Below are 24,154 nucleotides of genomic sequence, written 5' to 3'. Positions count from 1 at the left end.
TCGCCCACGGGGGCGGCCGGCCGTCGTGCTCCGAGGGAGAAGGGACGACGGATGAGGTTGACATGCATGAATTGCTATATAAGGATGTGTGCATGAGTGAGCGGGGTGACGTCGGCCGGGGGGACATCGACGCCTACGCCGCCGTCGCTGCACTCTTCGACGCGATGTCGACGCCGCTGCGCGCCGCTCTCGTGCACCGCCTGTGCGCGGGGGAGCAGACCGTCGGCGACCTCGTCGAGTGGACCGGGCGGTCGCAGCCGCTCGTGTCGCAGCACCTGAGGATCCTGCGCACCGCACGTCTCGTCTCGGGCGAGCGCCGCGGACGCGAGGTCGTCTACTCCCTCACCGACGAGCACGTGGCCCACGTGCTCCTCGACGCCTTCCAGCACACCCAGGAGAACCACCCATGACCGTCATCGACCACCGCGAGGCCGAGAAGCACGACCACACGCACGGCCCGGGCTGCGGCCACGACGCCGTCGTCCACGAGGACCACGTCGACTACCTCCACGACGGCCACGTGCACCGCGAGCACGACGGCCACTACGACGAGTGCGCCACCTGTTCCTGTGCGCACTGCAGCGACAGCTGTGCGACCTGCACCTGCACCGACTGCACGTGCGCGACCTGCAACCACAACACGTGCTCCTGCGCCCACTGCTCGGACAGCTGCGCCAACTGCGTGTGCAGCGACTGCACCTGCAGCACCTGCAAGCACGCCGCCTGAGCCGGGCTCAGCCCTCGATCCGCGCCCACTCCGGGCGCAGGTCGTCGGGCACCCAGCGCATGAGCGCCGCGTGGTCGTCGGGCGCGACCTCCTCCTGGAGGTCGCGCCCGACGTGCGTCAGGGCGACCTCCGCCGCGCGCTCGTCGAGCGTCGGGCCGAGGGCCACGAGGCGGCTCGTCGGCGCGGGCCTCGGTGCCGGGGTCACGCGCGGCAGCCCGCCGACCCGGTGCACCGTCCACCAGCGTGCACCCCACGGCACGTCGAGCCGGACGACGCCCTTCAGCCGGTAGGCCGACGGCAGCCCGCCGTCGAGCAGCTCGGCGAGACGACGCGGGTGCACGAGCCCGTCGTGCTCCCAGGTGCTCGCGTGGACGTGCTGGTGGCCGCCGGGGAGGGGGAGGGCCTCCGCGAGGGACAACTGACGGGGGCCGTCGTCCAGCGGCGCCGAGGCGTCGGCGAAGAGGTCGGGGTCGACGGCGCCGTGCGGGGCGTCGACGATGGGCACCCCGGTGCGCAGCATCGGCTCGAGCCGACGTCGCGCCTCGCCGACCGGGACGGAGCCGGGCAGGTCGGTCTTCGTGAGCGCGACGAGGTCGGCGCGTGCCAGCGCGGCGGGGTCGAGCACCGTTACGTCCTCGGACCACGCGCGCGCGTCGAGCACGTGCAGCAGCCCGCCGACCTGCCCCGGGTGGCGCACCGCGCGGTGGAGACGAGCGGCGAGCGTCGCCGGGTCGGCCACCCCGCTGGACTCGACCAGCACCAGGTCGAGCCCGGCCCGTGGCGACGTCAGCTGCTCCAGCGTCGAGTCGAGGGTGTCGTCGTCGACCCGGCAGCAGACGCACCCGCCTGCCAGCGAGAGGGTGGCCGCCGAGCCGGCGTCGACGAGCAGCGCGTCGACGTCGACGGCGCCGAAGTCGTTGACCAGCACGCCCACCCGACGTCGGCCCCGGTGGGCGAGCAGGTGGTTGAGGATCGTCGTCTTGCCGCTCCCGAGGCTGCCGGTGAGGGCGACGACGGGGACGGTGGCGGACATGGCCCGAGGATACGGACCCTGACCGTGACGATCTGGCCCCGGATGGCCCCGTTCGAGGGCCGGAACGTCACGGTCAGCGGGGCTGGCGGGCGGTGCGCCAGGCGAGCAGCGCCGCCGCGAGGGCGAGGGCCAGCACGACGAGCGCGACGAGCAGCGAGACCTGGATGCCGGCGTCGCCGTCGGAACGGCCGGCGACCACCTGGTAGGTCGTGGCCAGCAGGGCCGCGCCGAGCGAGGAGCCGATGCGCTGGCCCGTCTGCAGGGCCCCACCGGCCGCGCCACCCATCCGCGGCGGCACCTCCTGCAAGGTCAGCGTGATGTTCGGCGACACGACGGCGCCGCCGCCGAGACCGGCGAGCAGGAGGAACGGGGAGAGCGCCCACCAGAGGTCGTCGGTGGGGCGACCGGGCGCGACCAGCGCGGCACCGAGGACGCCGACCATCATGACGCCGAGCGCGATGACGGTCAGTGGTCGACCGACCGTGCTGACCAGGCGTCCGGCGAGTGGGGAGGTGATCGCCGACCCGAGGGCGAACGGCGTGAGCAGCAGACCGGCGTGCAGCGCGCTGACGTCGCGCGCGTCCTGCAGCCAGACCGACGCGACCAGGAACACTCCGGTGAAGCCCGTGAAGTAGACGGTGCCGACGAGCAGCCCGTTGCCATACCCGGGGAGGCGGCGCAGCAGGTCGAGGTCGAGCAGGGGATCGTGCCCGAGCCGCTTCTCGCGGTGCTCCCAGCGTACGAACGCCCACGCGAACACCGGCACGCCGACGAGCAGTGCGAGCGGCCAGCGCGCCCCCGACTCGAGGCTGACGAGCGGGTAGAGCAGGCAGAGCACGGACACCCCAAGAAGCGCCGCGCCGAGGGTGTCGATGCGGCCGGGCGTGCTGTCGTCCTCGCGTCCGGGGACCATGCGGGCGACGGCGATCGCGGCGACCACACCGATGGGCACGTTGACGAGGAACACCAGCCGCCAGCCGAGGTCCTCGCCGACGAGGCCGATGACGAGGCCGCCGAGGAGCGGTCCGGTGGCCGACGCGAGTGAGACGGTGAGGCCGAAGTAGCCGAACGCGCGGCCCCTTTCGGCGCCGGAGAACAGCTGCTGGATGAGGCCCGAGCTCTGGGGCGTGAGGAGCCCGGCCGACGCGCCCTGGAGCAGTCGCGCGACGACGACCAGCTCGGCGGTGGGAGCGAGCCCGACCGCGGCACTCGACGCGACGAACCCGCCCAGGCCGATCAGCATGAGGCGTCGGCGCCCGTAGGCGTCGCCGAGGCGTCCGCCGGCCACGAGGGTCAGGCCGAAGGTGAGCGCGTAGCCGGAGACCACCCACTGCACGGTCGAGGCCGACGTCTCGAGCCCCTCCTGGATCGAGGGGATCGCGACGTTGACGATGGTGACGTCGAGCAGTGACATGAAGCCGACGACGAGGGTGACCGCGAGGATCCGCCAGCGCGCCGGGTTCGGTTCGTCCGAGGTGGTCGGTCGGTCCTCGTGGGTGTCGACCGGCTCCTCGCTCACCAGACCAGCGTGGCCGAGTCCAGGGTCGGCGCAAGCCGAACGGTGTGGCGTGGGATCAGATCACGGCACCGGGGTCGCTCATGGCCCTGCGCCCGTGAGGGCCCCGATCAGGTAGCCGGCGACCAGGCTCGCTGACACGAGCACGACGACACCCACCGCGACTCGGGTCGAGCCCTGCGCACGGAGCGCGTCGGGGAGTCGCTCGACGGCGGTGAAGCACTCCGGCATGCGTCGCCGGGCTCTGGTGTGGGTCAGCCGCGGCGCGGGCACCTCGGCGGCGAGCGTGATCGCCCCGAAGTGGGCGATCCAGCGTGCGTCGCCGAGGCGGAAGCCCGTGGTCCCGTCGGAGACGGCGAGGTGGATGAGGCCCAGGGGCCGGCCGACCGGCCAGGGCACGTAGCGCGCGGCCCGCAGGGTCGGACCTCGTCGGAGACGGGCACGTAACCGCTTCCCGCGCCACCACTCCACCGTGCTCGCGGTGACGACGACCCGCTCATGGCGCACCATCAGCAGCTCCGTCGCGTAGGCCCCGAGCACCGCCAGCACGCCCGCCAGCACCACCACTGCGACCAACGGGTGCTGCTCGCTCCCGAGGGCCAGCCAGAGGACCCCGGGTGTCAACGGCACGGCCAGCACCAGCAGGTCCCGCCACAGCCGCGCCACGCCGTCGGCCTCGCGCCAGCCCAGGGGGCGCAGCACGAGCGCTGATGCGTCCGCGTCAGGACCCTGCTCGGTCATGGCGCACACCCTCGCACGCCCGCGGTCGTCACCGCAGCCGATTCACCGGACGGCCCGTCCGATCAGCCGGAGACGAGGGCGAGGACCACGACGCCGACGAGGAGGGCGACGATGACGCCGAGGACCGAGAGACCGGCGACGAGGTTCGGTCGGCGCTCCCACAGCGCGAAGGCGCCCGGCACCTCGCGGTGGGCGTCCGGTGCGCGCAGGAGCGGGGCGTCGAGGCCGATTGCGTCGAGCACCGCCCCGTGCTGGGAGTGCCAGCGAGCACTGGTGAGACGCAGGTGCTGGGCGCCGTCGGTCAGGAGCAGCTGCTCGAACCCGATCGTCCGGCCCGCGGACTCGGGTACGAAGCGCAGGGCGCGGAGCGTCCCGGTGGTGCGGTCGAGGCGCGCGAGGAGCTTCGTGCCGCGTCGTTTCTCGACGGCGTCGGGCGACACGAGCAGACGTTCGCGCTGGTAGCCGAGCCGCTCGAAGAGCAGCGCGACGGGCACGGTCACCAGCACGGTGAGCCCGGCGACGACCAGCAGCGTCCCCCCGGACAACGAGCGCGACGCCACGAGCAGGAGGGCCACGGCAGCCACGAGCGCCGGCCAGGAGCGGCGGACGTTCTCCAGACGGTCGCGGGAGTCCCAGCCGCCCGGACGGAGCTCCTGCACCGGCCTCACGGTCAGTCGGCCACGCCGTAGAGGCGGTCGCCGGCGTCGCCGAGACCGGGGACGATGTAGCCGTTCTCGTCGAGCCGCTCGTCGAGTCCGGCGACGACGAGGGTGACGGGCACGCCGACCTCCGCCATCTCGCGCTCGATCCGTTCGATGCCCTCCGGGGCGGCGAGCAGGCACACGGCGGTGATGTGGTCGGCCCCGCGCTTCACCAGGAAGTGGATGGCGGCGGCGAGGCTGCCGCCGGTCGCGAGCATCGGGTCGAGCACGTAGCACTGGCGCCCGGACAGGTCGTCGGGCAGCCGCTCGGCGTAGGTGTCGGCCTCGAGCGTCTCCTCGTTGCGCACCATCCCGAGGAAGCCGACCTCGGCCGTCGGCAGCAGTCGCTGCATGCCCTCGAGCATGCCCAGGCCCGCGCGCAGGATCGGCACGACGAGCGGACGCGGGTCGGCGAGCCGGACGCCCTGTGCCTGCGCAACAGGCGTCGTCACCTGCACCGTCTCGACGCGGACGTCGCGCGTGGCCTCGTAGGCCAGCAGCGTCACCAGCTCGTCCGCGAGCCGACGGAACGTGGGGGAGTCGGTGGACGCGTCGCGCAGCACCGTGAGCTTGTGGGAGACGAGCGGGTGGTCGGCGACGTGGACGTGCATGACGCCGAGCCTAGTGCCAGCGCCGTCCGCTCCCCACGATTTGGAACCCCATCGCCCGTTCCGGGCGCGAGAACGGGCCACCACGTTCCGCATCGTGGAGACGTCTGTCGTCGGGCTAGGCCAGGACGCGGTCGTACCAGGGGCCGGCCAGCACGCCGTCGGGGTCGAGGCGTCGGCGCAGCGCCTCGAAGTCGGGCAGACGCGGGTAGAGGCCGCGCACGTCGAGCGCGAAGTGCTTGCCCCAGTGCGGGCGCGGCGCGAACGGCTCGAGCGTGTGCTCGACCACGAGGGCCGCGGCCGAGGAGAGGGTGAGGTCGGCCGTCCAGGTGAAGTGGAAGGAGCAGGTGTCCTGCCCCGACTGCGGGCTCAGCCACAGCTCGTCCGCCGCGACGGCGCGGATCTCCGACGTCAGCAGGGCGGAGTCGAGCAGGTGCCCGACCTCCTGCAGGGCGCGCACGGCCGCGGGTCCGTGCTCGGCCGCCAGGTGGTACTCCGACTGCACCTCGTCGCCCGCGCTCGGCAGGAACCCGGGTCGGAAGTGCGGCAGCCGCTCCACCCACGGCCCAGGCACGCCCTGCTGGGCCGTGCAGTGCACCGGGTCGAGGCCGGGGATCGGGTGCAGCTCCTCCGTGGCGGGCCTGAGCCCGAGCGCCTCCCACCCCGGGGCGGGGTCGGGGTCACCGTCGCGCCACTTCACCCACACGTGGCTCGGTGCGTCGTCCCAGCGGGTGAAGACGCTGACGCTGCGGCCCAGCCGGTGCAGGTCGGCGAGCCGGTCGGCCAGGCTCGCGACGTCGGCGTCGGGGAGCACCACCTGGCGGTGGTCGACGGCGGGCACGACGTCGAGCTCGAGGGCGGTGACCACGCCGAGCACGCCGAGGTTGACGACGACGCCGGGGAAGTCGGGGTCGCCGCGGCGGACGCCCAGGACGTCGCCGGAGGCGAGCACGAGCTCGACGGCGCGCACCTGCGTGGCGAGGTTGCCGGTGTGCGTGCCCGACCCGTGCGTCGCGGTCGCGACCGCGCCCGCGACGTTGAGGTGCGGCAGCGAGGCCAGGTTGGCCAGGGCCAGGCCGTGCGGCGCGAGCTCCTCGGCCAGTCGTGCGTGGGTCAGCCCGGCGCCGACCCGCACGGCGGCGCCGTCGTCGAGGACCTCGACCGTGTCGAAGGCGGTCAGCGCGACCGCCTCGGCGCCGTCGGCGACGTCGTTGAAGGTGTGCCCGGTGCCGACCGGGCGCAGTCGCGGCGTGGTGGTGACCAGGCGGCGCAGTGCGTCGAGGTCGTCGGGGCGGTGCTCGGCGGCGAAGTGGTACGGGACGGTGCCGGACCAGCTGGTGCGGCGCGGGGTGGTGGTCACGACACATCCTCCCACGGAGGTCGGCCATTGTGAGCGCTCACAATTTCTTTCCCGAAGTGCTTGACGCGTCCCGTTGTGAGCGTTAACAATCAGGCATCAGTGATGCAGGTCACGTGCCCGCGTCGCCAGTGTGTCCGGTTGTCCGCCCGCCACACGAGCCCCCCGCAGGTGCCGTCCCGGCGCCGAACCAGATGGAGGAAAGCAGTGTTCAAGAAGGTCATCACGGTCACGGCAGGCCTGGCCCTGCTCGGTGGCATGACGGCGTGCGGCAGCAGCTCGGACGGCGGCAACGGTGGATCCGGTGGCGACGGCCTGACCATGGGCTTCGCCCAGGTCGGTGCCGAGAGCGGCTGGCGCTCCGCCAACACGACGTCGATCCGCGAGACGGCGAAGAAGGACGGCGTCGACCTCAAGTTCTCCGACGCCCAGCAGAAGCAGGAGAACCAGATCAAGGCGATCCGCTCCTACATCCAGCAGAGGGTCGACGTCATCGCCTTCAGCCCGGTCGTCGAGACCGGCTGGGACGCGGTGCTGCAGGAGGCCAAGCGCGCCAAGATCCCGGTCATCCTGACCGACCGCGCCGTCGACTCCGACGACGACTCGCTCTACGTCACGTTCCTCGGCTCCGACTTCGTCGAGGAGGGCGAGAAGGCCGGCCAGTGGCTCGTCGACAACGCCCAGGACGCCGACGTCGACAAGGACGGCGACGTGAACGTCGTCGAGCTCCAGGGCACCACGGGTGCCGCGCCGGCCATCGACCGCAAGAAGGGCTTCGAGGACGTCACGTCCTCCGACGACGCGATCAAGATCATCGCCTCCCAGACGGGCGACTTCACCCGCGACGGCGGCAAGAAGGTCATGGAGGCGTTCCTGCAGTCCCACGACGACATCGACGTGGTCTACGCGCACAACGACGACATGGGTCTCGGTGCGATCGAGGCGATCGAGGCGGCCGGCAAGAAGCCCGGCACGGACATCAAGATCATCACGGTCGACGCCGTGAAGGACGGGATGACCGCGCTGAGCGAGGGCAAGATCAACTTCATCGTCGAGTGCAACCCGCTCCTCGGACCCCAGCTCATGGAGCTGGCGAAGAAGGTCGTCGCCGGTGAGGACGTGCCGAAGCGGGTCGTCACCGAGGAGACGACCTTCACCCAGGACCAGGCGAAGCAGGTGCTGGCCGACCGCCAGTACTGAGCCTGCCCGTGACGGGGCGGGGTCGCTGCCACGACCTCGCCCCGTCCCACCCCCGACCGTCCGTCCGCTCGACCGTGAGGAGCACGTCATGAGCGCAGGAACCGCCGCAGCGAGGGCCGAGACCCCCGCCGCCCGACCCGCTCCGCCCGCCGACAGCGCGGTGGAGCCCGTGGTCGAGCTGACCGGCATCGAGATCGGCTTCCCCGGCGTCAAGGCGCTCGACGGCGTGAGTCTGCGACTCCTGCCGGGGGAGGTGCACGCGCTCATGGGCGAGAACGGCGCCGGCAAGTCGACGCTGATCAAGGCGCTGACCGGCGTGTACGCCATCGACGCCGGCTCCCTCAAGGTCGACGGTCAGGAGCACCGGTTCTCCGGCCCGGCCGAGAGCCAGGCCGCGGGGATCAGCACGGTCTACCAGGAGGTCAACCTCTGCACGAACCTCACGGTCGCGGAGAACATGCTCCTCGGACGTGAGCCGCGACGGCTCGGACGCATCCACACCCGGGCCATGAACCGCCGGGCCGCGGAGGTGCTCGCGCGGCTCGGTCTCGACGTCGACCCGACCTCGACCCTCGGCAGCCACCCGATCGCCGTGCAGCAGCTCGTCGCCATCGCGCGGGCGGTCGACGTCGACGCCAAGGTGCTCGTGCTCGACGAGCCGACGTCGAGCCTGGACGCCGACGAGGTCCGCGTGCTCTTCGACGTCGTGCGCTCCCTGCGCGACCAGGGCGTCGCGGTGCTCTTCGTGTCGCACTTCCTCGACCAGGTCTTCGAGCTGTCCGACCGGATGACGGTGCTGCGCAACGGTCGGTTCGTCGCCGAGCACCGGACGGCGGAGATCACGCAGCTCGAGCTCGTGCAGGAGATGATCGGCCGCGAGCTGGAGGTGCTCGAGCGGCTCGACCGCCAGCCCGCCGACCCGGCCGCCCCCGCCGCCGAGCCCGTGCTGAAGGTCGTCGGCCTGGGCCGCTCCGGCGAGCTCGAGGCCACCGACCTCGCCCTGCACGAGGGGGAGGTCGTCGGCGTGGCCGGGCTGCTCGGCTCGGGTCGCACCGAGCTGGCGCGACTGCTGGTGGGCGCCGACGCCGCCGACCGCGGCGAGGTGCAGGTCCGCGGCCGGACCCGCCCCTGGCGCTCCCCGCGCCAGGCCATCGACGCCGGCGTCGCGTTCTCCAGCGAGGACCGGCGGGCCGAGGGCGTCGTCGGCGACCTGACCGTCGCCGACAACATGATCCTCGCGCTGCAGGCGACGCGTGGCTGGCTGCGCCCCGTGCCGCAGCGCACGAAGGACGAGCTCGTCCGCCGCTACATCGAGGCCCTCGACATCCGGCCGGCCGACCCGAACGCCCTCATGCGCAACCTCAGCGGCGGCAACCAGCAGAAGGTGCTGCTCGCCCGCTGGCTGATCACCGAGCCGCGGCTCCTGGTGCTCGACGAGCCCACCCGCGGCATCGACGTGGGCGCGAAGGCGCAGATCCAGCAGCTCGTCGCCGAGCTGGCCGCCGACGGGATGGCGGTCGTGTTCATCTCCGCGGAGCTCGAGGAGGTCCTGCGGCTCGCCGACCGCGTCGTCGTCATGCGCGACCGTCGCAAGGTGGCCGAGCAGGTCAACGACGGACTCGAGGTCTCCGACGTGCTCCGCACCATCGCGGGCGCCGGCGAGTCCGCCGTGGCGCTCGAGGTCGTGCCCGACTCCGAGGAGGCTCCCCGTGCCTGACGTCCGTGCGCTCCTGCGCAGCTCTCTCGTGTGGCCCGTGGTGGCCCTGCTCGCCCTCGTGGCGCTCAACGTCGTCGTCAACCCCGGCTTCCTGTCGGTGCGTCTGCAGGACGGTCGGCTCTACGGGAGCGTCATCGACATCCTGCGCAACGGCGCCCCGGTCCTGCTCGTCGCGCTCGGCATGACCCTCGTCATCGCGACCCGCGGCATCGACCTCTCGGTGGGTGCGATCGCCGCGATCTCCGGGGCGGTGGCCTGCGTGCAGATCGCGGGCTCGAACCAGGAGTCCGCCGCCGGCACGGCGATCGTCGCGATGACGACGGCGCTCGCCGTCGCCGTCCTGCTCGGCCTCTGGAACGGCTTCCTCGTCTCCGTGCTGGGCATCCAGCCGATCATCGCGACGCTGGTGCTCATGACCGCGGGCCGCGGGCTGGCGATGCTCGTCACCGACGGGCAGATCACCACGGTCACGAACCCGACGTTCAAGCTGATCGGCGCCGGCTTCTTCCTGGCCGTGCCGGTGGCGGTCCTCGTCGCGCTGGCGGTCTTCGCGGCCACGGCGCTCCTGACCCGACGCACCGCGCTCGGCATGCTCATCGAGGCCGTCGGCATCAACCCCGAGGCCAGCCGGCTGGCCGGGGTCCGCAGCCGCACGATCATCTGGACCGTCTACGTGTTCGCCGCGTTCTGCGCCGGGGTCGCCGGCCTGATGATCGCCTCGAACACGAGCGCGGCCGACGCCAACAACGCCGGCCTCTGGATCGAGCTCGACGCGATCCTCGCCGTCGTCATCGGCGGCACCTCGCTCGCCGGCGGCCGGTTCTCGCTGGCCGGCACGTTCGTCGGGGCGCTGTTCATCCAGACCCTCGCGACGACCATCCCCAGCATCGGCATCCCGGCGGAGACGAACTACCTGTTCAAGGCCGTCGCCGTGATCGCGGTCTGCCTGCTGCAGTCCCCGCAGGTCCGCAGCACGCTCGCGGCCCGCCGCACGACCCCCTCCCGCGCGAAGGCAGGTGTCCCCGCATGACCACCGCGACCGTCCCCGCCGGCTCGGCCATCGACCGGCTCAAGGGCTTCACGCCCCCCGACCGCTACCTGCCGGTCGTCGCCACCCTCGCCGTCTTCGTGGGCATGTTCGGCCTCGGGTCGATCCGCTACGAGGGGTTCGCGTCGCCGCAGGTGGTGGCCAACCTGTTCGTCGACAACGCGTTCCTCATCGTGCTGGCCGTCGGCATGACGTTCGTCATCCTCACCGGCGGCATCGACCTCAGCGTCGGCTCGGTCGTCGCGTTGTCCACCATGGTGGCCGCGTCGACGCTGCAGGCCGGCTGGAACCCGGGCCTCGCCATCGCCGCGGTGCTCGCGACCGGTGTCGTGATCGGCCTCTTCCACGGGGTGGTGATCCACTACCTCGGCATCCAGCCCTTCATCGCGACGCTCGCCGGCATGTTCCTCGCCCGCGGGCTCTGCTACCTGATCGACGTCGAGTCGATCCCGATCCGCGACCCGTTCTTCACCGACCTCGCGAGCCGCACCGTGACCCTGCCGGGCGGGGTGTACGTGACGTGGACGGCGCTGCTCGCGCTCGGCGTGGTGGCCGTCGCCGCCTGGGTGCTGCACCTGACCCGCTTCGGCCGCACCGTCTACGCCGTCGGTGGCAGCGAGGCGTCGGCGCTGCTCATGGGCCTGCGCGTCGCGCGGGTCAAGGTCGGGGTCTACGTCGTGAGCGGCTTCTGCTCGGCCCTGGCCGGGCTGCTGTTCTCGCTCTACATGCTCTCCGGGTACAGCCTGCACGCGGTCGGCATGGAGCTCGACGCCATCGCCGCGGTCGTCATCGGCGGCACGCTGCTCGTCGGCGGACGTGGGATGGTGCTGGGGTCGCTGCTCGGGGTGCTCGTGCTGGGGACCATCCAGACGTTCATCTCCTTCGACGGCACGCTGAGCTCCTGGTGGACCAAGATCTCGATCGGGGTCCTCCTGCTGGTCTTCGTCGTCATGCAGCGCTTCTTCACCAGGAGGCAGGCATGACCGTCAGGCCGGACCAGTCCCGCACCCCCGTGATGGCCGACGTGGCCGCGCTCGCCGGGGTCTCGCACCAGACCGTCTCGCGGGTCGTCAACGGGCTCCCGCACGTCGGCGAGGCCACCCGGCAGCGGGTGCTCGCCGCGATCGAGGAGCTCGACTACCGGCCCAACACGGCCGCGCGGACGCTCGTGACCCGCCGGTCGTCGATCATCGGCATCATCAGCACCGAGACCGGGCTGTACGGGCCGAACAGCATCCACCGCACGGTCGAGGAGGCGGCACGCGAGGCCGGCTACTTCGCCGGCTCGGTGGGGCTGAAGACGATCACCGCCGACGGCCTCGCCGCCGCCGTGGACCACCTGCGCCGCCAGTCCGTCGAGGGCATCGTCATGATCGCCGCGCAGCACGAGGCCCTCGACCTCGTGCGTCGGTCCGACCCGGGCGTCCCGCTCGTGGTCGTCGAGGGCGACCTGTCGCGGGCGACGTTCGCCGTCGGGGTCGACCAGCACCGGGGCGCCGTCATCGCCACCCAGCACCTCGTCGACCTCGGTCGTCGCCGGATCGCCCACGTGAGCGGACCGCACGGCTGGACCGAGGCGGAGGCTCGTGCCCAGGGCTGGAGCGACACCGTCGCCGCGGCGGGCCTGCAACCGGGGCCGCTGCTCGAGGGCGACTGGACGGCCGAGCGGGGCTACGCGCTCGGTCTCGAGCTCGCGGTGCTGCGCGACGTCGACGCCGTCTTCGTCGCCAACGACCAGATGGCGATCGGCGTGCTCCGCGCGCTGCAGGAGTCGGGGCTGTCGGTGCCCGACGACGTCAGCGTCGTCGGCTTCGACGACTCGCCCGAGGCGGGCTACCTGATCCCGCCGCTGACGACCGTGCACCAGGACTTCCCCGAGGTCGGACGTCGGGCGATCGCCGTGCTCCACGCGGCCATCGTCGGCGGTACCGAGGACGTCGACCGGCTGGTGGAGCCCACGCTCGTGGTCCGCGCCAGCACCACCCCGCGCGTCCCGCGCGACCGCCCCGCCGAAGGAGCGCGATGAGCGAGCACCAGCACGACCACGACGGCGCCTACGTCGTCGGCGTCGACTACGGCACCCTCTCGGGGCGCGCCCTCGTGGTGCGCGTGTCCGACGGCACCGAGCTGGGCTCGGCCGTGCACCCCTACCGGCACGCGGTGCTGGAGCGGAGCCTGCCGTCCAGCCTGACCGGCGGCGCCGAGGTCGCGCTCGAGCCCGACTGGGCGCTGCAGGTGCCGCAGGACTACCGCGAGGTGCTCCAGGTCGCCGTCCCCGCCGCGGTCGAGGCCGCCGGCGTCGACCCGAGCCGCGTCATCGGCATCGCCACCGACTTCACCGCCTGCACGATGGTCCCGACCCGGGCCGACGGCACGCCGCTGAACGAGGTCGACGGGTACGCCGACCGGCCGCACGCCTACGTCAAGCTCTGGAAGCACCACGCCGCCCAGGCGCAGGCCGACCGCATCAACGCGCTCGCCGAGCAGCGGGGGGAGTCGTGGCTCGCCCGCTACGGCGGCCTGCTGTCGTCGGAGTGGGAGCTGGCCAAGGGGCTGCAGCTGCTCGAGGAGGACCCCGACGTCTACGCCCGCACGGAGCGGTGGGTCGAGGCGGCCGACTGGATCGTCTGGCAGCTGTGCGGCACCTACGTGCGCAACGCGTGCTCCGCGGGCTACAAGGGCGTCCTGCAGGACGGCGCCTACCCCTCGGCCGACTTCCTCGCAGCGCTCAACCCGGCGTTCGCCGACTACGTCGAGACCAAGGTCGAGCAGCCGATCGGCCAGCTCGGCGACCGCGCCGGCTCCCTGTCCGCCCGTGCCGCCGCATGGACCGGGTTGCCCGAGGGCATCGCGGTGGCCGTCGGCAACGTCGACGCGCACGTCAGCGCCCCCGCCGCGCAGGCCGTCGACCACGGCCAGATGGTGGCCATCATGGGCACCTCCACGTGCCACGTGATGAGCGCCGGGGTGCTGCGCGAGGTGCCCGGGATGTGCGGTGTCGTCGACGGCGGCATCGTGGCCGGGAGCTGGGGCTACGAGGCCGGGCAGAGCGGCGTCGGCGACATCTTCGGGTGGTTCGTCGAGCACGGCGTGCCGCCCTACGTGCACGCCGAGGCGGCCGCCGCCGGCCGCAGCGTGCACGAGCACCTCACCGCCCTCGCCGCCGAGCAGGAGGTCGGCGAGCACGGGCTCGTCGCGCTCGACTGGCACAGCGGCAACCGTTCCGTGCTGGTCGACCACGAGCTCTCGGGTCTCGTCGTCGGCCAGACCCTCGCGACCCGGCCGGAGGACGTGTACCGCGCCCTCATCGAGGCGACGGCCTTCGGCACCCGCACCATCATCGAGGCCTTCACCTCCTCCGGCGTCCCCGTCGAGGAGCTCGTGGTGGCCGGCGGGCTGTCGAAGAACCACCTGCTCATGCAGGTCTACGCCGACGTGACGCGCTTGCCGCTGTCCGTCGTCGGGTCCGAGCAGGGCCCAGCCCTGGGCTCTGCTCTCCATGCCGCCGTCGCGGCCGGCGCGTACGCGGACATACGCGCCGCCGCGAAGGCCATGGGGTCCGTGCAGCGCGGTGTGTTCGTCCCGGACGAGGAGTCGGCGCTCGCGTACGACGCCCTGTTCGCCGAGTACACCGCGCTGCACGACCACTTCGGCCGGGGCGGCAACGACGTGATGCACCGCCTGCGTGCGGTGCGGCGCGACGCCGTACGGCGTCGCCGGACCAGGAAGGACGCCTCATGACCGTGACCGCCGACGTCACCGAGACGCTGCGGACGCTGCGCGCCCAGGTGAGCGCGCTGCACGCGGAGCTCACCCGCTACGAGCTCGTCGTCTGGACGGCCGGCAACGTGTCGGCGCGGGTGCCCGGCCACGACCTCATGGTGATCAAGCCGAGCGGCGTCTCCTACGACGACCTCACGCCCGACAACATGGTGCTCTGCGACCTCGACGGCCAGGTCAAGGAGGGCGACCTCGCCCCCAGCTCCGACACCGCCGCGCAGGCCTACGTCTACCGGCACCTGCCGCACGTCGGCGGGGTCGTGCACACCCACTCCACGTACGCGACCGCGTGGGCGTCGCGCGCCGAGCCCATCCCGTGCGTGCTGACGATGATGGCCGACGAGTTCGGCGGCGAGATCCCCGTCGGGCCGTTCGCGCTGATCGGCGACGACTCGATCGGGCGCGGCATCGTCGAGACGCTGCGCGACAGCCGCTCACCGGCCGTCCTCATGCAGAACCACGGCGTCTTCACCATCGGCAAGGACGCCCGCGCCGCGGTCAAGGCCGCCGTCATGTGCGAGGACGTCGCCCGCACGGTGCACGTGGCGCGCCAGCTCGGCGAGCCCGTGCCGATCCCCGAGCAGCAGGTGACGAGCCTGTTCGACCGCTACCAGAACGTCTACGGCCAATGAGCCCCGAGGGAGAGCACCGCATGAGCACCCAGCAGCAGACGCGCGAGGTCTGGTTCCTGACCGGCAGCCAGTCCCTCTACGGCGAGGAGACGCTCGCGCAGGTGGCGTCGCAGTCGCGCGAGGTCGCCGCCATGGTCGACGGCGACGACCGGATCCCCGTGCCCGTCGTGTGGAAGCCCGTGCTCACCACGGCCGACGCGATCCGGCGGGTCGTGCTCGAGGCGAACGCCGACGACGCGTGCGTCGGGCTGATCGGGTGGATGCACACCTTCTCCCCGGCGAAGATGTGGATCCAGGGTCTCGACGCGCTGCAGAAGCCGTTCCTGCACCTGCACACGCAGTGGCACCGCGACATCCCCTGGGAGTCCATCGACATGGACTTCATGAACCTCAACCAGGCGGCGCACGGCGACCGCGAGTTCGGCTTCGTGCAGACCCGCCTGGGGGTGGCGCGCAAGACCGTGGCGGGCCACGTCAGCGACCCGAGCGTCGGCGCGCGGATCGCGACCTGGGTGCGGGCGGCCACGGCGGCGCAGGACGTGCGGACCCTGCGGCTCGCGCGCTTCGGCGACAACATGCGCGACGTCGCCGTCACCGAGGGCGACAAGGTCGAGGCGCAGCGTCGCTTCGGCGTCTCGGTGAACACGTTCGGCGTGAACGACCTCGTCGACGTCGTCGACGCGGTGGAGCCGGGCGCGGTGGACAAGGTCGTCGCGGAGTACGAAGACCTGTACGACGTCGCGTCCGACCTGCACGCGGGCGCCGACCGGCACCACCTGCTGCGTGACGCCGCGCAGATCGAGGTCGGGCTGCGCCGCTTCCTGGAGGAGGGCGGCTACGGCGCCTTCACGACGAGCTTCGAGGACCTCGGCGGGCTCCGCCAGCTGCCGGGCATCGCGGTGCAGCGGCTCATGGCCGACGGCTACGGCTTCGGCGGCGAGGGCGACTGGAAGACGTCGGTGCTGGTGCGCACCACCAAGACGATGACCGCGGGGCTGCCCGGCGGCACGTCGTTCATGGAGGACTACACGTACCACCTCGAGCCCGGCAACCAGAAGTCGCTGGGTGCGCACATGCTCGAGGTGTGCCCGACGATCAGCTCGCAGCGGCCGTCGGCCGAGGCGCATCCGCTCAGCATGGGCAACCGTGAGGACCCCGTGCGGCTGCGCTTCGTCGCCGACCCGGGCGAGGCGGTCGTGGTCGGCCTGGCCGACCTCGGCGACCGCTTCCGGCTCACCGCGAACGACGTGACGCTGGTCGAGCCCGACGCGCCCCTGCCGAACCTGCCCGTCGCGTGCGCCGTGTGGCAGGCCCACCCGTCGCTCCCGACGGCCGCCGAGGCGTGGCTGATGTCGGGCGGACCGCACCACACGGTGCTCACCACCGCCGTCGGCATCGAGGCCTTCCGCGACCTCGCCGAGATCCTGCGGACCGAGCTCGTGCACATCGACGCCGACACCACCCCCCACCGCTTCCTGCAGGAGCTGCGCTGGAACGCGGCGTACTACCGGCTGGCGGACGGGATCTGAGGCGTTCCCGGCGGTCGTCGTGACCTTGCTGGTGCGCTGGTTGCGGGGGGTCTGTACTTGCCGCTGCGCTGCCTCGGCATTCGCTGGGGGCGGCCTCCGAAAGAGCCTCGACCGGCAGCGGGCCCGGGGGTGACTTCGGGTCTCGGGGTTTGGTCTGGGCTCTCGGGTGACGCACGATTCTTCGTTTCTGCGTTCTTGACCCACCGTTCTGCGTTGGCGCGTCCGATCGGTGGATCTGCAACCGCAGAAGCCGTTCTGCGGTTGCAGATCCACCGATAGCGGGCTGTCGGCGCGAAAGTCTCTGCGTTCGTGTCGCCCGGGCGACACGAACGCAGAAAGTTCCGTCGCCCCCACCCCTCCAGGCGTGCACGATGCTGCGTCCGCGCTCGGAGATCGAACACTTCTGCGTTCACGACGGGATCCCGTAGCAAACGCAGAACCTTGCGCTCATCCCGTGCCCAAGCCGCAGCCCGAGACCCCAGACCAGCGCAGGTGCCAGCCGCCCGGTCGAGGCCTTTTCGGAAGCCACCCCCAGTGCCAGCCGAAGCAGCGCAGCAGCAGGTCGGGACCCCCGCAGGCAGCGCAGCAGCAGGTCGGGACCCCCGCAGGCAGCGCAGCAGCAGGTCGGGACCCCCGCAGGCAGCGCAGCAGCAAGGCCAGACCACCGCAGGCAGCGCACCCCCACCGACCCCCGCCCCGTCTGGGACGATCAAGGCGTGAGCAGCGGGGTGCGGCGGGTCGACGACGCGGCGGCGATGCGTCGCGCGCTCGTGCTGGCAGAGCGGGCGCTCGCGGCCGACGACGTGCCGGTGGGTGCGGTCGTGCTCGACCCCGCGGGCGAGGTCGTGGGGGAGGGCTTCAACACGCGGGAGCGCGACCAGGACCCGCTCGGTCACGCGGAGCTGGTGGCCCTCCGGTCGGCGTCGTCGCGGCTCGGCACCTGGCGTCTCGACGACTGCACGCTGGTCGTCACGCTCGAGCCGTGCACGATGTGCGCTGGCGCGATCGTGTCGTCGCGGGTCCGTCGGCTCGTGCTGGGGGCGTGGGACGACAAGGCCGGGGCGGTCGGGTCCCTGTGGGACGTCGTGCGCGATCGTCGCCTCAACCACCGCCCCGAGGTGACGTCGGGCGTGCTGGCGGAGGAGTCGTCCACCCTCCTGCGCGCCTTTTTCGCCGAGCGTCGCTGAGCGCCGTCCCGGTGCCTTCCTCCGGGTTCGGGAGTGTGGTCCCGTCCAGGGTGCAGGGCGCTGGTTCCCCTGAGGTCATGGGAACCAGCGCGCGGCGCCACCGCGGAATAAGTTGAAAGTTGAACTAGTTGGTGCGAGCATGAGGACCAGGAGGCTTCCATGAGCAGCATGCAGTTCGGCATCTTCACCGTCGGCGACGTCACCCAGGACCCCACCGACGGGACGACGCCCACGGAGAACGCGCGCATCAAGGCGCTCGTCGAGATCGCGAAGAAGACCGAGGAGGTCGGGCTTGACGTCTTCGCCAGCGGGCAGCAGCACAACCCGCCCTTCGTGACGACGTCGCCGACCACGCTCATGGCCTACATGGCCGCGCAGACCGAGCGCATCGTGTTCTCCACGGCCATCGCGCAGATCACGACGAACGACCCGGTCCGGCTGGCCGAGGACTACTCCGTGCTGCAGCACCTGTCCGACGGCCGCGTCGACCTCATGCTCGGGCGCGGCAACTCCGCCCCCGTCTACTCGTGGTTCGGCCAGGACCCGACCCGTGCCGTCGAGCTCACCGTCGAGAACTACCAGCTCCTGCGTCGCCTGTGGGACGAGGACGTCGTCGACTGGGAGGGCCGGTTCCGCACGCCGCTGCGCGGCTTCACCGCCACGCCGCGCCCCCTCGACGGCGTGCCGCCCATGGTCTGGCACGCGTCGATCCGCACCCCCGAGGTGGCCGAGCTGGCCGCCTACTACGGCGACGGCTACTTCGCGAACAACATCTTCTGGCCGAAGGAGCACTACATCCGGCTGATCAACTTCTACCGGCAGCGCTACGCCCACTACGGGCACGGCGAGCCGGAGCAGGCGATCGTCGGGCTCGGCGGCCAGGTGTTCATGCGCAAGAACAGCCAGGACGCGATGCGCGAGTTCCGCCCCTACTTCGACAAGGCGCCGGTCTACGGCCACGGGCCGAGCCTGGAGGACTTCACCGCGCAGACGCCGCTCACGGTCGGCAGCCCGCAGGAGTTCATCGAGAAGACGCTGACCTTCGCCGACTACTTCGGCGACTACCAGCGTCAGCTCTTCCTCGTCGACCACGCCGGACTCCCGCAGAAGGAGGTGCTGCACCAGATCGACATGATCGGCGAGGTGCTGCCCACGCTGCGCAAGGAGTTCGAGGCCCGCCGGCCCGCTGGGGTCCCCGACGCGCCCACCCACGCCTCGCGCGTGGCCGCCCGCGACGCCGCGCAGGCCGAGAGCAGCGACGAGGAGGTGCGCGCATGACGCGGGTCGTCATCGTCTCCGCCGGCCTCGGCAACCCCTCGACCACCCGCCTGCTCGCCGACCAGCTCGCCGCCGGCGTGCAGCGCGCCGACGTCACCGCGTCGATCGAGGTCGTCGAGCTGCGACCCCTGGCGCACGACGTCGTCGACGCCACGCTCAGCGGCTTCGCGTCGCCGCGGCTGCAGCACGTGATCGACCAGCTCGCCGCGGCCGACGCGGTCGGGTTCGTGACCCCTGTCTTCCAGGCGTCGTACAGCGGCCTGTTCAAGTCGTTCGTCGACGTCCTCGAGCCCGACGCGCTCATCGGCAAGCCGGTGCTGCTCGGTGCCACCGGCGGCACCGCCCGGCACTCGCTGGCCGTCGAGTACGCGATGCGTCCGCTGATGGCCTACCTGCAGGCCGTGCCGGTGCCCACCGGCGTGTTCGCATCGCCGCACGACTGGAGCGCCGACGGCGAGGGGGCGCTGACGACCCGGGTCGACCGCGCCGTCGGCGAGCTCATGAGCCTGCTGGGCGGTGCCGGCACGGGGCGCACCCGCGACGACGACATCGACCTGTTCAGCGACACGATGTTGAGCATCTCCGACCCGCAGCGTCGACCCTGACCTCACGTCCCCGGACCGTCGCCCAGCTCCCGTGGCGGACGTCTTCCGCGGCGACGTCGTCGGGCGTACGGTCGGAGGATGTGCCGGAACATCCGCAGGCTCCACAACTTCGAGCCGCCCACCACCGACGACGAGGTGCGTGAGGCCGCGCTGCAGTTCGTGCGCAAGACGAGCGGCTCCACCCGGCCCTCGCGCGCGAACGCCGAGGCGTTCGAGCGAGCGGTGGACGAGATCGCGGCGGCCACCCGGCGGATGCTCGACGACCTCGTGACGAGCGCCCCGCCGCGCGACCGGGACGTCGAGGCGGTCAAGGGCCGCGAGCGGCACGAGAAGCGCATGGAGCGCGAGGTGTGGCTGCGCACCGGCGCCGCGTCCTAGGAGACCGCTAGCCGGACGTCGACGCGGGCAGGTGCTCCTCGAACCACTGCAGCACGAGGTCGCGCGCCACGAGCGTGCCGAACGACAACGTCCCCAGGCCTCGACCGAGCGTGTGCTCCTGGCCGGGCAGCTCGACGTAGCGCGTCGTGATGCCGGCCCGGCGCGACGCGTCGGCGAACCGACGCACCGGGTCCGGGAGGATCAGGTGGTCGGCGCCGCCCTGGACGACGAGGACCGGAGCACCATCGCACGCCCCGACCACGGTCCGGCACTGCTGCAGGGGCTCCTCGACGTGCTCGGCGGAGTCGGTGAACGCGTACCGCTCGGGGAACTCCCGTGGCGAGCCGCCGACGTACAGGTCGCCGTAGCCGCGTCCCAGCGCCGACTCGTCGTAGGCGGCCGACCCGTCGACTGCCGGGTAGAGCCCGACCACCGCGGACACCCGCGGCAGGTCGTCGCGCGACCCGCACGACGGGTCGAGGCTGCGGCCCAGGTTCGCCGCGTTGATCGCCAGCTGACCTCCGGCGGAGTCGCCCATCGTCCCCACGCGGTCGGGGTCGAGGCCGACCCGCGGGCCCCGTCGGGTGACCCAGGTCAGGGCGCAGCCGACGTCGGCCACGGCGAGGTCCCACGTCTGGCGGTCGCGGGTCGCCAACCGGTAGCTGACGTCGAGGACGGCGTACCCGCGGTCGAGCAGGGGCGGGAAGTAGGGGGTGGGGCGCGGGGCTCCGCTGGTGAAGCCGCCGCCGTGCACGTTCACGACGACGGGCACGCGACGGTCGGCCGAGGCGCCCCGCGGCAGGTAGAGGTCGGCCGACAGCGCGTCGCCGTCGACCCGCCCGACGGTCACGGTCCGGTCGGGCTGCACCACGCCCCGCTGGAACGGCAGGGTGGGCGCGAAGACGCCCACGTCGGCGCCGACCCTCTGCGCGTCGACCACCTGGTAGGTCCACAGCCCGAGCGACGAGACGAGTGCGACCGCCGTGACGACCGGGAGCGGCCGCCACGGGTCGAGCCCGCGACGTCGGGCACCCACGAGCGCGATGACGAGCAGCAGGGCCGCGAGCACCACGTTCCAGACACCCAGCGCGTCGCGCCACACGCCGACGGCGACGACCACGTACTGCGCGGCATGGTGCTGGAGCACGGGCTCCCACCAGGAGGGCCGGGTCCAGGCGACCACCTGACCGAGCACGGTGACGAGCACGAGCACCACCAGCACGGTGCGGCCGAGCCCACGCACGGCTCCGCCTCCCGCCCGATCCGCTGCCACGTCGTCCCTCTCCTCGTCCGGCCCCCCGGCCGCGACCGTACCCGTGGTCGGCCCAGGTCGCGAGCGGGGCCCCGGGCCCTACCGTGGAGGGATGGTCGCCTCCCCGTACCGGCTCGTCCCCGCCCGCGCGGAACGTCGGCTGAGCGAACGGTTCTTCGGCCGGTTCCGCCGGGTCGGGCTGCGTGGCGTGCTGGCCGACCTCGACCGTCGGGCGACGCCGGCGCAGGTCCCGGGCGACGCCGCGGCGGAGGGCATCACGTGGGAGGACCGTGACGCGACCACCGACCGCTGGTGGCCGCAGGGCGTGACGACGTCGGCCGACGCGTACGGCCCGGACCCGCAGTCGGGCACCTACGCGGGCCGCCTGGTGCTGCTCGCGAGCTGGTACGCCCACGGAGCGCTCGGCTGGTTGACGCTCGGGTCGCGGGTGTCCGTCGTCGACCTCACGGATCCCGCGGACCCTCGCTACCGGCACGTGCTGCTCGTGGAGCCACGGCGCCGGTTCGGCCTGCACCGGCTGCGGCCCGTGCGGGTGCACGCGGGCGGGATCGTCTGGTACGGCGACCACCTGTTCGTGGCGGGCAGCTCCCGCGGCATCCGCGTGTTCGGCGTCGACGACGTCGTGCGCGTGCGGAACCGTTGGCGCACGCGCGGCTACCGGTACGTCCTGCCCCAGCGGACGACCTACGACGCGTCGACCACGGGCGACGCGCGACCGATGACCTACTCCTTCCTCTCGCTCGACCGCGCGGGCGACGTGGACCACCTGGTGGCCGGCGAGTACGGCCGCAAGGGCGCCACCCACCGTCTCCTGCGCTACGAGCTGGACCGAGAGACGCAGCTGTTGCGTGGCGGCGAGGCGGGCCCGGCCGAGCCGGTCGAGGCCCACGACGGCGTCGCTCCGCGCATGCAGGGAGCCGTGCTCGTCGACGGCACGTGGGTGATCACGGCGAGCGCCGGTGAGGACGTCGCGGGGGACCTGTGGGTCGGGCGTCCTGGCGCGCTCAAGCGGCACCGCGGCGTGCTGCCGACCGGTCCGGAGGACATCACGTGGTGGCCCCAGCGAGGTCAGCTGTGGACGCTCACCGAGTGGCCCGGGCGTCGCTGGGCGTACGGCATCGACGTCGACCGGTGGGTGCGTCCGGACCCGCCCGCCTGACCCACGACCCGCGACGGGCGACCCGCGTCGACGGCGGTCAGAGGCCGAGCAGGGTCCGGGACTCCTCGCGCATCTCGACCTTGCGGACCTTGCCGGTGACCGTCATCGGGAACTGCTCGACCACGTGCACGTACCGCGGCACCTTGTAGTGGGCCAGGCGTCCGTCGCAGAACTGCCGCACCGCCTCGACCGTCAGCGTGCCCACGCCCTCGCGCAGCCGGAGCCACGCCATGAGCTCCTCGCCGTAGCGCTCGTCGGGCACGCCGACGACCTGCACGTCGAGCACGTCGGGATGGGTGAGCAGGAACTCCTCGACCTCGCGCGGGTAGATGTTCTCGCCGCCGCGGATGACGACGTCCTTGATGCGACCCGTGACGCTGACGTACCCGTCGTCGTCCATGACGGCGAGGTCGCCGGTGTGCATCCACGCGTCGGCGTCGATCGCCTCGGCGGTCTTGGCCGGCTCCTCCCAGTAGCCGAGCATCACCGAGTACCCGCGGGTGCACAGCTCGCCCGCCGTGCCGCGGGGGACGACGTCGCCGGTGAGCGGGTCGACGACCTTGACCTCGAGGTTGGGGTGCACGCGTCCGACGGTGCTGACGCGACGCTCGACCGAGTCGTCGGTGCGGGTCTGGGTGGAGACGGGCGACGTCTCGGTCATGCCGTAGCAGATCGAGACCTCCTCGGCGCCCATCCGCTCGATGACCTGCTTCATCACCTCCACCGGGCACGGGGAGCCGGCCATGATCCCGGTGCGCAGCGCGGACAGGTCGTGCTCGTCGAACGACGGGTCGGACAGCATCGCGATGAACATGGTGGGCACGCCGTACAGCGACGTGCACCGCTCCTGGGCCGTGGCGCGCAACGTGGCGGCGGGGTCGAACATGGGCGCGGGGACGACCATCGTCGCGCCGTGCGACGTGGCTGCGAGGTTGCCCATGACCATGCCGAAGCAGTGGTAGAAGGGCACGGGGATCGCGATCCGGTCGTCGGCCGTGTAGTGCAGGAGCTCACCGACCGCGAAGCCGTTGTTGAGGATGTTGCGGTGCGAGAGGGTGGCGCCCTTGGGGAAGCCGGTGGTGCCCGACGTGTACTGGATGTTGATCGGGTCGCCGGGGTCGAGCGTGGCCTCCACGGCGTCGACGTCGAGGTCGCTCGCGCGGCCGGCGTCGGTCATGGCTTCCCAGGAGGGGGTTCCGATCAACACCACGTCCGTGAGGTGCGGGTGGTCGGGTCGGACCTGCTCGATCATGGCGGCGAACGAGGCCCCCTTGAGCTCGGGCACCGCCACGATCGCGCGCATGCCCGACTGGCCGACGACGTAGCCGAGCTCGTGGGCGCGGTACGCGGGGTTGACGTTCACCAGCACGACGCCGAGGCGCGCCGTGGCGTACTGCACGAGCGTCCACTCCGCGCAGTTCGGCGCCCAGATGCCGACGCGGTCGCCCTTCTCCAGCCCCAGCGACGCGAGCCCCCGCGCCACCGCGGTGACGTCGTCCCACAGCTCTCGGTAGGTCCAGCGCCGTCCGGTGGCGCACTCCACGAGCGCCTCGCCGTCGGGCACGCGCGCGACGGTGGCGGCCAGGTCGGCGCCGATGGTGGTCTCGAGCAGCGGGACGTCGGTGCTGCCGGTCGCGTGGCTGGGTCGGGCTGTCATCGGTCCCCCCGAAGGCGGTGTGTGCTGG

The 24,154-nt window shown here is 72.4% G+C and carries 23 protein-coding genes; 15 read left to right on the top strand and 8 right to left on the bottom strand.

What is annotated here, in order from left to right; all coding sequences use genetic code 11:
• The first annotated feature begins 92 nt into the window (after positions 1 to 92).
• Positions 93 to 410: a helix-turn-helix transcriptional regulator gene (locus QE370_RS03465; RefSeq protein ID WP_253023564.1), complete on the top strand. Its 318-nt coding sequence runs from the start codon at positions 93 to 95 to the stop codon at positions 408 to 410.
• Positions 407 to 727: a hypothetical protein gene (locus tag QE370_RS03460; protein ID WP_253023561.1), complete on the top strand. Its 321-nt coding sequence runs from the start codon at positions 407 to 409 to the stop codon at positions 725 to 727. The genes QE370_RS03465 and QE370_RS03460 overlap by 4 nt, the downstream gene beginning before the upstream one ends.
• A gap of 7 nt (positions 728 to 734) precedes the next feature.
• On the opposite strand, the gene QE370_RS03455 is transcribed toward QE370_RS03460, so the two are convergent.
• From QE370_RS03455 to QE370_RS03430, 6 genes are all read right to left on the bottom strand, one after another.
• Positions 735 to 1,760, bottom strand: a complete 1,026-nt coding sequence (locus QE370_RS03455; RefSeq protein WP_309633441.1) for a GTP-binding protein — start codon at positions 1,758 to 1,760, stop codon at positions 735 to 737.
• A 73-nt stretch (positions 1,761 to 1,833) separates the two neighbouring features.
• Complete coding sequence (locus QE370_RS03450; protein ID WP_309633440.1) at positions 1,834 to 3,279, bottom strand: MFS transporter; 1,446 nt, start codon at positions 3,277 to 3,279, stop codon at positions 1,834 to 1,836.
• Positions 3,280 to 3,357: 78 nt separating this feature from the next.
• Complete coding sequence (locus QE370_RS03445; RefSeq protein ID WP_309633439.1) at positions 3,358 to 4,017, bottom strand: hypothetical protein; 660 nt, start codon at positions 4,015 to 4,017, stop codon at positions 3,358 to 3,360.
• A gap of 62 nt (positions 4,018 to 4,079) precedes the next feature.
• Positions 4,080 to 4,676, bottom strand: a complete 597-nt coding sequence (locus QE370_RS03440; RefSeq protein ID WP_309633438.1) for a hypothetical protein — start codon at positions 4,674 to 4,676, stop codon at positions 4,080 to 4,082.
• 11 nt (positions 4,677 to 4,687) lie between these two features.
• Positions 4,688 to 5,329, bottom strand: coding sequence for a uracil phosphoribosyltransferase (gene upp / locus QE370_RS03435; RefSeq protein WP_253023548.1), 642 nt, complete (start codon positions 5,327 to 5,329; stop codon positions 4,688 to 4,690).
• Positions 5,330 to 5,444: 115 nt separating this feature from the next.
• Entirely contained in the window at positions 5,445 to 6,686 is a 1,242-nt protein-coding gene (locus tag QE370_RS03430; RefSeq protein ID WP_309633437.1) for a D-arabinono-1,4-lactone oxidase, read from the bottom strand.
• Between the two features lie 204 nt (positions 6,687 to 6,890).
• Between QE370_RS03430 and QE370_RS03425 the strand changes: the two genes are divergently transcribed.
• The 12 genes from QE370_RS03425 (at position 6,891) to QE370_RS03370 (ending at position 20,037) form a co-directional block, all read left to right on the top strand.
• Positions 6,891 to 7,883 (top strand): ABC transporter substrate-binding protein, encoded by a 993-nt coding sequence (locus QE370_RS03425; RefSeq protein ID WP_309633436.1) that lies wholly within the window; start codon positions 6,891 to 6,893, stop codon positions 7,881 to 7,883.
• A gap of 88 nt (positions 7,884 to 7,971) precedes the next feature.
• The gene (locus QE370_RS03420; protein WP_309633435.1) at positions 7,972 to 9,600 is read left to right on the top strand and encodes a sugar ABC transporter ATP-binding protein; all 1,629 of its coding nucleotides are present in this window, start codon (positions 7,972 to 7,974) and stop codon (positions 9,598 to 9,600) included.
• Entirely contained in the window at positions 9,593 to 10,630 is a 1,038-nt protein-coding gene (locus QE370_RS03415) for an ABC transporter permease (RefSeq protein ID WP_253023879.1), read from the top strand. Before QE370_RS03420 ends, QE370_RS03415 begins: the two co-directional genes overlap by 8 nt.
• Positions 10,627 to 11,631: a galactofuranose ABC transporter, permease protein YjfF gene (gene yjfF, locus QE370_RS03410; RefSeq protein ID WP_253023877.1), complete on the top strand. Its 1,005-nt coding sequence runs from the start codon at positions 10,627 to 10,629 to the stop codon at positions 11,629 to 11,631. Before QE370_RS03415 ends, yjfF begins: the two co-directional genes overlap by 4 nt.
• Positions 11,628 to 12,674 carry a LacI family DNA-binding transcriptional regulator gene (locus QE370_RS03405; RefSeq protein ID WP_309633434.1) on the top strand — a complete coding sequence of 349 codons (1,047 nt, stop codon included), beginning with the start codon at positions 11,628 to 11,630 and terminating at the stop codon, positions 12,672 to 12,674. The genes yjfF and QE370_RS03405 overlap by 4 nt, the downstream gene beginning before the upstream one ends.
• Complete coding sequence (araB, locus tag QE370_RS03400; RefSeq protein ID WP_309633433.1) at positions 12,671 to 14,389, top strand: ribulokinase; 1,719 nt, start codon at positions 12,671 to 12,673, stop codon at positions 14,387 to 14,389. The genes QE370_RS03405 and araB overlap by 4 nt, the downstream gene beginning before the upstream one ends.
• Positions 14,386 to 15,060 carry an L-ribulose-5-phosphate 4-epimerase gene (locus tag QE370_RS03395; protein ID WP_309633432.1) on the top strand — a complete coding sequence of 225 codons (675 nt, stop codon included), beginning with the start codon at positions 14,386 to 14,388 and terminating at the stop codon, positions 15,058 to 15,060. Before araB ends, QE370_RS03395 begins: the two co-directional genes overlap by 4 nt.
• A 20-nt stretch (positions 15,061 to 15,080) precedes the next feature.
• On the top strand, positions 15,081 to 16,589 hold the full coding sequence (araA, locus tag QE370_RS03390) for an L-arabinose isomerase (RefSeq protein WP_253023869.1): 1,509 nt from the start codon (positions 15,081 to 15,083) through the stop codon (positions 16,587 to 16,589).
• A 716-nt stretch (positions 16,590 to 17,305) separates the two neighbouring features.
• On the top strand, positions 17,306 to 17,776 hold the full coding sequence (tadA, locus tag QE370_RS03385) for a tRNA adenosine(34) deaminase TadA (protein ID WP_309633431.1): 471 nt from the start codon (positions 17,306 to 17,308) through the stop codon (positions 17,774 to 17,776).
• Positions 17,777 to 17,944: 168 nt separating this feature from the next.
• Entirely contained in the window at positions 17,945 to 19,054 is a 1,110-nt protein-coding gene (locus QE370_RS03380) for an LLM class flavin-dependent oxidoreductase (protein ID WP_309635227.1), read from the top strand.
• Positions 19,051 to 19,659: a CE1759 family FMN reductase gene (locus QE370_RS03375; RefSeq protein WP_309633430.1), complete on the top strand. Its 609-nt coding sequence runs from the start codon at positions 19,051 to 19,053 to the stop codon at positions 19,657 to 19,659. The genes QE370_RS03380 and QE370_RS03375 overlap by 4 nt, the downstream gene beginning before the upstream one ends.
• 78 nt (positions 19,660 to 19,737) lie before the next feature.
• Positions 19,738 to 20,037, top strand: coding sequence for a DUF2277 domain-containing protein (locus tag QE370_RS03370; protein ID WP_309633429.1), 300 nt, complete (start codon positions 19,738 to 19,740; stop codon positions 20,035 to 20,037).
• A 7-nt stretch (positions 20,038 to 20,044) separates the two neighbouring features.
• On the opposite strand, the gene QE370_RS03365 is transcribed toward QE370_RS03370, so the two are convergent.
• Positions 20,045 to 21,280: an alpha/beta hydrolase gene (locus QE370_RS03365; RefSeq protein ID WP_309633428.1), complete on the bottom strand. Its 1,236-nt coding sequence runs from the start codon at positions 21,278 to 21,280 to the stop codon at positions 20,045 to 20,047.
• A 121-nt stretch (positions 21,281 to 21,401) separates the two neighbouring features.
• Here QE370_RS03365 and QE370_RS03360 point away from each other — a divergent pair, with 121 nt between their 5' ends.
• Positions 21,402 to 22,469 (top strand): hypothetical protein, encoded by a 1,068-nt coding sequence (locus QE370_RS03360; RefSeq protein ID WP_309633427.1) that lies wholly within the window; start codon positions 21,402 to 21,404, stop codon positions 22,467 to 22,469.
• 37 nt (positions 22,470 to 22,506) lie between these two features.
• Here QE370_RS03360 and QE370_RS03355 read toward each other — a convergent pair whose 3' ends face one another.
• Positions 22,507 to 24,126: an AMP-binding protein gene (locus QE370_RS03355; RefSeq protein WP_309633426.1), complete on the bottom strand. Its 1,620-nt coding sequence runs from the start codon at positions 24,124 to 24,126 to the stop codon at positions 22,507 to 22,509.
• Positions 24,127 to 24,154: the final 28 nt, after the last annotated feature.

Origin of the sequence: Aeromicrobium sp. SORGH_AS_0981 (assembly GCF_031453195.1) — a bacterium.
In the GTDB taxonomy this organism is placed as follows: domain Bacteria; phylum Actinomycetota; class Actinomycetes; order Propionibacteriales; family Nocardioidaceae; genus Aeromicrobium.
Note: the sequence above shows the minus strand (reverse complement) of the source record. Positions and strands in the feature narration are given on the sequence as shown.